General features: G+C 73.5%; 7 protein-coding genes and 1 pseudogene. 7 read left to right on the top strand and 1 reads right to left on the bottom strand.

Features of this window, described 5'->3' with window-relative positions:
* Nucleotides 1–173 precede the first annotated feature (173 nt).
* The 4 genes from ACFWPI_RS12825 to ACFWPI_RS12840 all read left to right on the top strand — a co-directional run bounded on the left by ACFWPI_RS12825 (nt 174) and on the right by ACFWPI_RS12840 (nt 5,116).
* Nucleotides 174–1,472: an MFS transporter gene (locus tag ACFWPI_RS12825; protein ID WP_380374160.1), complete on the top strand. Its 1,299-nt coding sequence runs from the start codon at nt 174–176 to the stop codon at nt 1,470–1,472.
* Nucleotides 1,473–1,524: 52 nt separating this feature from the next.
* Nucleotides 1,525–2,622, top strand: coding sequence for a 4-hydroxyphenylpyruvate dioxygenase (gene hppD / locus ACFWPI_RS12830; RefSeq protein WP_363374059.1), 1,098 nt, complete (start codon nt 1,525–1,527; stop codon nt 2,620–2,622).
* A complete protein-coding gene (locus tag ACFWPI_RS12835) occupies nt 2,619–3,821 on the top strand; it encodes an alpha-hydroxy acid oxidase (protein ID WP_380374163.1) in 1,203 nt (400 codons plus the stop codon). The genes hppD and ACFWPI_RS12835 overlap by 4 nt, the downstream gene beginning before the upstream one ends.
* Before the next feature lie 65 nt (nt 3,822–3,886).
* Nucleotides 3,887–5,116: a PLP-dependent aminotransferase family protein gene (locus ACFWPI_RS12840; RefSeq protein ID WP_380374234.1), complete on the top strand. Its 1,230-nt coding sequence runs from the start codon at nt 3,887–3,889 to the stop codon at nt 5,114–5,116.
* An 85-nt stretch (nt 5,117–5,201) separates the two neighbouring features.
* Here ACFWPI_RS12840 and ACFWPI_RS12845 read toward each other — a convergent pair whose 3' ends face one another.
* Nucleotides 5,202–5,756: a MarR family winged helix-turn-helix transcriptional regulator gene (locus tag ACFWPI_RS12845; protein ID WP_063349676.1), complete on the bottom strand. Its 555-nt coding sequence runs from the start codon at nt 5,754–5,756 to the stop codon at nt 5,202–5,204.
* Nucleotides 5,757–5,988: 232 nt separating this feature from the next.
* Between ACFWPI_RS12845 and ACFWPI_RS12850 the strand changes: the two genes are divergently transcribed.
* The 3 genes and pseudogenes from ACFWPI_RS12850 to ACFWPI_RS12860 all read left to right on the top strand — a co-directional run.
* The gene (locus ACFWPI_RS12850; protein WP_380374167.1) at nt 5,989–7,188 is read left to right on the top strand and encodes a cytochrome P450; all 1,200 of its coding nucleotides are present in this window, start codon (nt 5,989–5,991) and stop codon (nt 7,186–7,188) included.
* A gap of 40 nt (nt 7,189–7,228) precedes the next feature.
* A complete protein-coding gene (locus ACFWPI_RS12855) occupies nt 7,229–7,426 on the top strand; it encodes a ferredoxin (protein ID WP_380374170.1) in 198 nt (65 codons plus the stop codon).
* Between the two features lie 165 nt (nt 7,427–7,591).
* Nucleotides 7,592–8,076 (top strand): annotated as a pseudogene (locus ACFWPI_RS12860) (hypothetical protein); the annotation flags it as partial.

Raw genomic sequence — 8,076 nt, forward strand, 5'->3', positions numbered from 1 at the left:
TGCACCTCCCCGCACGTCCCGCACATCCCGCACGTCCCCGCGCACGGCGCGTGAGGGCGCACCGTCCGCGCCCCACGCGCCGAGCAGCCCAGCAACTCGGCACACACGGCACACACAGCACGTCCAGCACGTCCAGCACCCCGAAGCGCCGTCGGCGCAGCGAAGGAACCGCGATGCACCCGCTGTTGGCCCGCCCGGAGTTCCGGCGCTACCTCGCCGGGCAGACCCTGTCCGTCCTCGGCGACAGCGCCCTCTCCATCGCCCTCGGCATCTGGGCCAAGGTGCTGACCGGCAGCAACTCCGCCGCCGGGCTGGTGCTGTTCTGCTTCGCCGCGCCGCTGCTGCTCCTGCCGCTGGGCGGCCTGCTCGCCGACCGGGTCCGGCGCAGACCGCTGCTGGTCGGGGTCAACCTGGTGGTGGCGGTGGGGTTGACGCCCCTGCTGCTCGTCGACGGTCCGGACCGGGTCTGGATCATCTACTGCACCGCCTCGCTCTGCGGTCTCGCCGGGGCCGTGCTGGCCCCGGCGCAGAGCGCCCTGCTGCGCACGATCCTGACGGACCGTCAGGACTTCGGCGCAGCAGCCGGGTTCACCCAGAGCGCCCGGGCCGGCACCACGCTCGTCGCGCCGCTGCTCGGCTCGGGCCTCTACAGCTGGCTGGGCGGGCGCGCCGTGGCCCTGACCGACCTCGGCGTGCTGCTGCTGGCGGCCCTGGCCTTCCTCGGCCTGCGGGCGGACGAGCCCAGGCCGGAGCCCTCGGGCCGCCGGTGGCGCACCGAGGTACTGGCGGGCTTCGCCCACCTGCGCGGCGCGACCGGGCTGCGCCCGCTGGTGGCGGCCACCGCCGTCACGGGCTTCGTGCTGAGCCTGCTCCAGCCGGTGCTGTTCGCACTGACCCAGCACGGGCTGCACCGCCCGCCGCAGTTCCTCGGCGTGCTGGAGACGATCGAGGCGGTCGGGGCGCTGGGCGGCTCGGTGGTCGGCGGTCTGCTGATCGGCCGGCTCGGGCCGCGCCGGACGGTCATGGCGGGGTCGGTGGTGTTCGGCCTCGGCACGGTCCTGCTGCTCGCGCCGTCCCTCCCCGTGGTGGCGGCCGGCCTGGTGATCGCCGGGGCGGGCATCCCGGCCGCCATGGTCGGCCTCGCCACGGCCGCCCAGGCGGCCACGCCGCCCCAGCTGATGGGCCGCGCCCAGGCGGCCGTCAACCTCTCGCTCACCGCCCCGCAGGCCCTCGCGGTCGGCGTCGGCTCCGGGCTGGTGGCCGCCCTGGACTTCCGGGTCGTGCTGGCCGTGATGGTGCTCGGCGCCCTGCTCGCGGCCGCCCACCTGCTCGGCAAGCCCGAGGCCCCGACCGAGCCCGAGGCCCCCGCCGGGACCGAGGCCCCCGAAGAGCCCGAGAGCTCCACCGAGCCCCCGGCCGACTCCGCGAGCCCCACCGAGCCCGGGAGCGCCCCGGACCTCCAGCGCACCTGATCGCCCGATCACCCCCGACACCTCCTCTCCTCCTCACCAGAAAGCTCCTCAGATGACCGACCGCTCCTCACCCACCGCCGCCCCGCTCCCCGTCGAACTGGACCACGTCGAGTTCTACCTGTCCGACCTCACCGCCGAGACCGCCCGGCTGACCACCGAGTACGGCTTCGAGCTGCTCGTCCCGCCCACCGAGCGCGGCGAGGCCGCCGAGCGCTGCCTCTCGGCGCTGGTCGGGCAGGGCACCGTCCGGCTGCTGCTCACCCAGCCGCTGGCCGGCGGCCACCCGGCCACCGACTACCTGGCCCGGCACGGCGACGGCGTGGGCGCACTGGCCCTGCGGGTGCCGGACGCCGCCGACGCCTACCGGACACTGACCGGCCGGGGCGCCGACGGGCTGCGCCCGCCGCAGGCCGCGCACGGCTGCGTCACGGCGGTGGTCGGCGCCTTCGGCGACGTGGTGCACACCCTGATCGAACGCGGCCCCGAGGCCCCCGCCGACCGGATCCCCGGCCTGCCGGACGCCGCCCCCGTGACCGGTGCCGGTACGACGGGGCTGCGCTCCGTCGACCACTTCGCGGTCTGCGTCCCCTCCGGTGAGCTGCGCGAGACCGTCCGCCGGTACTGCGAGGTCTTCGGCTTCCGGATGATCTTCGAGGAGCGGATCGAGGTCGGCGCGCTCGGCATGGACTCGGCGGTCGTGCAGAGCACCGACCACAGCGTCACGCTCACCCTGATCGAGCCGCTCAGCCCGGACGCGGGCGGCCAGATCGCCTCCTTCCTCGCCGACCACGGCGGCGCCGGGGTGCAGCACGTGGCCTTCTCCTCCGCCGACGCCGTGCACTCCGTCTCCGCGATGGCGGAGCGCGGCGTGCCGTTCCTGCGCACCCCGGGCGCGTACTTCGACGCGCTGCCCGCCCGCCTGACGCCGCTGCGGCACTCCCTCGACCAGCTGCGCGCCCTGCACCTGCTGGTCGACCAGGACCACGACGGCCAGCTGTTCCAGATCTTCACCCGCTCCCAGCACCCGCGCGGCACCTTCTTCTTCGAGGTGATCGAGCGCATCCGGGCCCGCACCTTCGGCAGCAACAACGTCCGCGCCCTCTACGAGGCCGTCGAACTCCAGCGCAGCGCCAGCGAAGTGGCCGGATGAACGCGCCGGCCCTGACCGGGCACCAGCCCTCCCCCGCCCCGTCGCCCCCCGCCCCGTCGCCCTCCACCCAGCCGCTCCCCTCCCAGCCACCCTCCACCCAGCCGCTCTCCGTCGCCGAGTACGCGGAGCCGGCCCGGGCCGCGCTCGCGCCCGAGGTCTGGGACTGGCTGGAGGGCGGCGCGGAGCGCGAGCGCACCCTCGCCGGCAACCGGGCGGCCTTCGACCAACTGGCCCTGGTGCCCCGGGTGCTGGCCGACGTCTCCGCCTGCGACACCGCCGCCACCCTGGTGCGCAGCCGCGCGAGCCTGCCGGTGGCGGTGGCGCCCGTCGCGTACCACCGGCTGTTCCACCCCGAGGGCGAGCTGGCCTCGGCCCGGGCGGCGGCCGCGGCGGGGGTGCCGTTCACCGTCGGCACGCTCAGCAGCGTCGGCTTCGAGGACCTGGCCGCGACGGGAGCCACGCTCTGGTTCCAGCTGTACTGGCTGCGCGACCGGGGGCGGCTGCTCGACCTGGTCGCGGCGGCCGAGGCGGCGGGCAGCGAGTGCCTGGTCGTCACCGCCGACGTGCCGTTCATGGGCCGCCGCCTGCGCGACGCCAAGAACGCCTTCGCGCTGCCCGCGGACGTCCGCGCGGTCCTGCTCGAAGACGGCGCCGCCGGGCGGGCCCACCAGGCCACCACCGCCGTCTCGGCCGTGGCCGCGCACACCGCCGAGCTGCTCTCCCCCGCCGTCACCTGGGCGGATCTCGCCTGGCTGCGCGAGCACACCAGCCTGCCGCTGATGGTCAAGGGGGTGCTCGACCCGGCGGACGCGGTGCGGGCCGCCGAACTCGGCGCCGAGGCCGTGGTGGTGTCCAACCACGGCGGCCGCCAGCTCGACCGGGCCGTCCCCTCGATCACCGCGCTGCCCGCCGTCGCCGAGGCGCTGGCCGGCCGCGACTGCCAGGTGCTGCTGGACAGCGGGGTACGCGGCGGCTCGGACGTGCTCACCGCCCTGGCCCTCGGGGCGTCCGGGGTGCTGCTCGGACGCCCGATGATCTGGGGCCTGGCGGCCCGGGGCGAGGCCGGCTGCGCCCACGTGCTCGACCTGCTGGCCGCGGAGCTGCGGCACGCGCTCGGCCTCGCGGGCTGCGCCGACCTGAGCGCGGCCGCCGCGCTGCGCACCACCCCCATGCCCTGCCCCACCTGGAGTGCCCCGTGACCACCACCGCCCCACCCCGCGGCCTGCTGCGGGCCGACCTGCACCCCTCCCTCGCCGACCCGGCGATGACCTCGATGAACCTGCTCAACGAGATCTCCATCCGCTACCCGGAGGCGGTCTCCTTCGCCGCGGGCCGCCCGGCGGAGCAGTTCTTCGAACTCGACGCCGTCCACCGCCACCTGGACCGCTACGTCGCCCACCTGCGCGCCGAGCGCGGGCTCTCCGAGGAGGCGGCCCGGCGGCAGGTGCTCCAGTACGGGCGGACCAAGGGGATCATCCACGAGCTGATCGCCACCCACCTCGCGGTGGACGAGGGCATCGAGGTGCCCGCCGAGTCGATCGTGGTGACGGTGGGCTGCCAGGAGGCGATGTTCCTGGTGCTGCGGGCACTGCGCCGCGGCCCCGAGGACGTGGTGCTCGCCGTCTCGCCCACGTACGTGGGGCTGACCGGCGCGGCGCTGCTCGCCGACCTCCCGGTACGGCCGGTGGCCGACGGCCCGGACGGCGTGGACCTCGCCGACCTGCGCCGCCAACTGGCCGCCGCCCGGGCCGAGGGGCTGCGCCCGCGCGCCCTCTACCTGGTACCGGACGTCGCCAACCCGAGCGGGGCCAGCCTGCCGCTGGAGCTGCGGCGGGAGCTGCTCGCCCTGTCCGCCGAGGAGGACTTCCTCCTGCTGGAGGACAACCCGTACTGCGTCTTCGCCGGCGAGGAGCGGCTGCCCTCGCTCAAGGCCCTGGACACCGAACGGCGGGTCGTCCACCTCGGCTCCTTCGCCAAGACGGCCCTCCCGGGCGCCCGGGTCGGGTACGTGGTGGCGGACCAGCCGGTGGCCGACGGCGCGGGCGGCACCGACCTGCTGGCCGACCTGCTCGGCATGATCAAGAGCATGACCACGGTGAACACCTCACCGATCGCCCAGGCCGTGATCGGCGGGGCACTGCTCGAACACGGCTACAGCCTGCGGGCCGCCAACACCGAGGTCGCCGCGCTCTACCGGCGCAACCTCGCGCTCGTCCTGGCGGGCCTGGCCCGGCGATTCCCGCCCGGCAGCGGGGTGAGCTGGAACGAGCCGCGCGGCGGGTTCTTCCTGGTGGTCACGGTGCCGTTCGCGGTGGACGACGCACTGCTCGAACTCTCGGCCTCGGAGTACGGGGTGATCTGGACCCCGATGTCGCACTTCTACCCGGGCGCGGGCGGGGAGCGGCAACTGCGGCTCTCCGTCAGCCAGGTCGACCCGGACACCGTCGACCGCGGGCTGGACGGGCTGGCCGCCCTGATCGCCGCACGGTCCTGATCGCCGTACGGTCCTGATCGCCACACGGTCCTGACCTCGGAGGGGGCGCCCGCTCCGGCGCCCCCTCCCTTGCCGGGCCCTCGCGTCAGGGGCAGTGGGACGAGCCCGAGTCGACGCCCCCGACGCCCCCGACCGCCCGGTCCGCCGGCGTGGCGTCCTCGGACAGCATCTTGATCCGGACCTGCCGCACGTACCGGTCCACCAAGTGGCGCAGCACGCTGACCGTGGCGGCGACGTCCGGTGCCGGAATGCCGTCCAGCGCATTGGCCAGACCGGCGATGTTGGCCTGTTTCAGACGGTTGAGCATCGCCCGCCCCTCGGCCGTGAGCGCCACCTGGCGGGCCCGGCGGTCCAGCGCGTCCGGGGTGCGTTCCACCAGTTGCTGGGTCTGCAGCCGGTCGATCTGCCGGGTGACGTGGGAGGGCTTGACCATCAACCGGGCGGCCAGGTCGCCCACCCGGCTGACCTCCTCGGCCTCGGCGAGCGCGCGCAGCAGGTAGACGTCCGAGCGCGCCGCCGTGATGCCGGCCCGCGCCGTCTGGCGCTCGTGCTCCTGCGAGCGGGTCAGCAGGTAGGCCAGCGAGGCCAGCACCTCCTCCAGTTCGGAGGTGGCGGTCGGATTGTCTGTTGCGTCCGGCATGGGGGAACTGTAGCGACCCCGTTCGAGGAGTGGCTCCCCTCTCGACCACTGACCGGTTTCCGGACAGATTCGTTCGCCACCGGATGGACCCTTTCGCCACCACTGACCGCGAGTTAGCGTGACGGTGAGTTAGTTGCTTAGGGCATGCAATGGTCCCGGGCGCTACCCCACGGCACCGCAGGCCCATCCGCTCGGCGCCACCGGCAAATCCGCTCCGTGAAGGGAGCCCATGATGGCCACCGCCGCTCACCACCCCCAGTTCACCCACCCCGCCGCCCGTGGCGGCTGCCCGTTCGACCCGCCGCCGGCCTACCAGCAGGCCCAGCAGGACGAACCGATCAGCCGGATCGCCCTCTGGGACGGCGCCCCCAGCTGGCTGGTCACCCGCCACGACGACATCAAGGCCGTCCTCAGCGACGCCCGCTTCAGCTCGGACGCCGCCCGACCCGGCTTCCCGTTCATCAGCGCCGGCGCCCGACAGCTGAGCACCGGCCAGCGGACCTTCATCCGGATGGACGACCCGGAGCACGCCCAGCTGCGCCGGATGCTCACCAGCGAATTCATGATCAAGAAGGTCGAGGCACTGCGCCCCGAGGTCCAGCGCATCGCCGACGACCTGCTCGACGAGCTGACCGCCGGCCGCAACTCCGGCGACCTGGTCCACGAGTTCGCGCTGCCGCTGCCGTCCCTGGTCATCTGCCTGCTGCTCGGCGTCCCCTACCAGGACCACGACTTCTTCCAGGAGTGCAGCCGGGTCCTGCTGCGCCGCGACTCCTCGGTCGAAGAGGTGCAGATCGCCCAGAAGAACCTGGCCGACTACCTGGTCAAGCTCACCGACTCCAAGCGCACCGAGCCCGACGACGGCATCCTCAGCCGCCTGGTCGCCCGCGGCGAGCTGAGCACCGAGGAGATCGGCGCCATGGGCCGGCTGCTGCTCGTCGCCGGACACGAGACCACGGCGAACATGACCGCACTCTCCATCCTGGCCCTGCTGCAGAACCCCACCCAGCTCGCCCACCTGCGCGAGCACCCGGAGTCGGTCGCCGGCGCCGTCGAGGAACTGCTGCGCTACCTCACCATCGTGCACTCCGGCCTGACCCGGGTCGCCACCGAGGACGTCACCATCGGCGACGTCCGGATCCGGGCGGGCGAGGGCGTGATCTGCATGATCAGCACCGCGAACCGGGACGAGCAGAAGTTCCCCGACGGCGACGAACTCGACCTCTCCCGCGACGCGCGCCTCCACCTGGCCTTCGGCTTCGGCGTCCACCAGTGCCTCGGACAGCCCCTGGCCCGGCTGGAACTGCAGATCGCGCTGAACACCATCCTGCAGCGACTGCCCGAACTGCGCCTGGCCGTACCGTTCGAGGAGATCCGCTTCCGGGGCGACATGCTCATCTACGGCGTCCACGAGCTCCCCCTCGCCTGGTAACGGCCCCCCGCGTCCGAACCGATCCTCCGAAGGGAAAGCCATGCTCATCCACATCGACCAGGAAAAGTGCTGCGGCGCCGGCCACTGCGTACTCGCCGCCCCCGAGGTCTTCGACCAGCGCGACGAGGACGGCATCGTCGTCCTCCTCGACGCCGCACCCCCCGCCGACCTCCACCAGGCCGTCCAGGACGCCGCCGCGGTCTGCCCGGCCGCAGCCATCCGGCTCGACCAGCCGTAACCACCCCCCACCCCACCAACCCGCCGCCGAGCGGCGCCCCTGACCGCGCGTCGGGCCCGGCCGAACCGACCGGACCCCGACCGAGGCCGATCCTCGACATCCACGCCGTGGAACAATGGACGGGCCTCGCGCGGGGGAGGCGGCGAGCATCGAAGGAGCGGCGGGTTGGCAGGGCTGGTGACCGACTGGATCCGGGTTCCGGTGGGCGAGGACGCTTCGAGGTGGACCACCCGCGGTGGCTGCCGCCGCGTTCTCCTCGTCGTCCACAACGTGACCTCCGCGACCCGGCTCCTGGACGTCGTTCCACTGTTCCGCGACGACCTCAGGATCCAGTTACTGGCCTCCTGCACGGGATCGTCCCCCTTCAGCGCAGGAGTCGCCGAGCTGCTGAGCTCCCTCGGGGTTCCGGTACTTCCGTGGGAGCAGGCCAAGCAGACCCCCGTCGACCTCGCCCTGTCGGCCAGCTTCGGCGGTGAACTATCGGGCTTCCAAGGGAAGTTGGTCGTCCTCTCACACGGAGTCGGATACAATAAAAAGCTCGCAACACCGAACACCGAACACCGAACACCGAACACCGAACACCGAACACCGAACACCGAACACCGAACACCGAACACCGAACACCGAACACCGAACACCGAACACCGTAC

The organism is Kitasatospora sp. NPDC058492 (assembly GCF_042720685.1).
In the GTDB taxonomy this organism is placed as follows: Bacteria; Actinomycetota; Actinomycetes; order Streptomycetales; family Streptomycetaceae; genus Kitasatospora.

Excerpts from the sequence above, each read along its gene's own strand:
- ACFWPI_RS12855 (WP_380374170.1), top strand. The coding sequence starts at position 7,229 with ATGCTCATCCACATCGACCAGGAAAAGTGCTGCGGCGCCGGCCACTGC.
- ACFWPI_RS12835 (WP_380374163.1), top strand. The coding sequence starts at position 2,619 with ATGAACGCGCCGGCCCTGACCGGGCACCAGCCCTCCCCCGCCCCGTCG.
- ACFWPI_RS12840 (WP_380374234.1), top strand. The coding sequence starts at position 3,887 with ATGACCTCGATGAACCTGCTCAACGAGATCTCCATCCGCTACCCGGAG.
- ACFWPI_RS12850 (WP_380374167.1), top strand. The coding sequence starts at position 5,989 with ATGGCCACCGCCGCTCACCACCCCCAGTTCACCCACCCCGCCGCCCGT.
- ACFWPI_RS12845 (WP_063349676.1), bottom strand. The coding sequence starts at position 5,756 with ATGCCGGACGCAACAGACAATCCGACCGCCACCTCCGAACTGGAGGAG.
- ACFWPI_RS12825 (WP_380374160.1), top strand. The coding sequence starts at position 174 with ATGCACCCGCTGTTGGCCCGCCCGGAGTTCCGGCGCTACCTCGCCGGG.
- hppD (WP_363374059.1), top strand. The coding sequence starts at position 1,525 with ATGACCGACCGCTCCTCACCCACCGCCGCCCCGCTCCCCGTCGAACTG.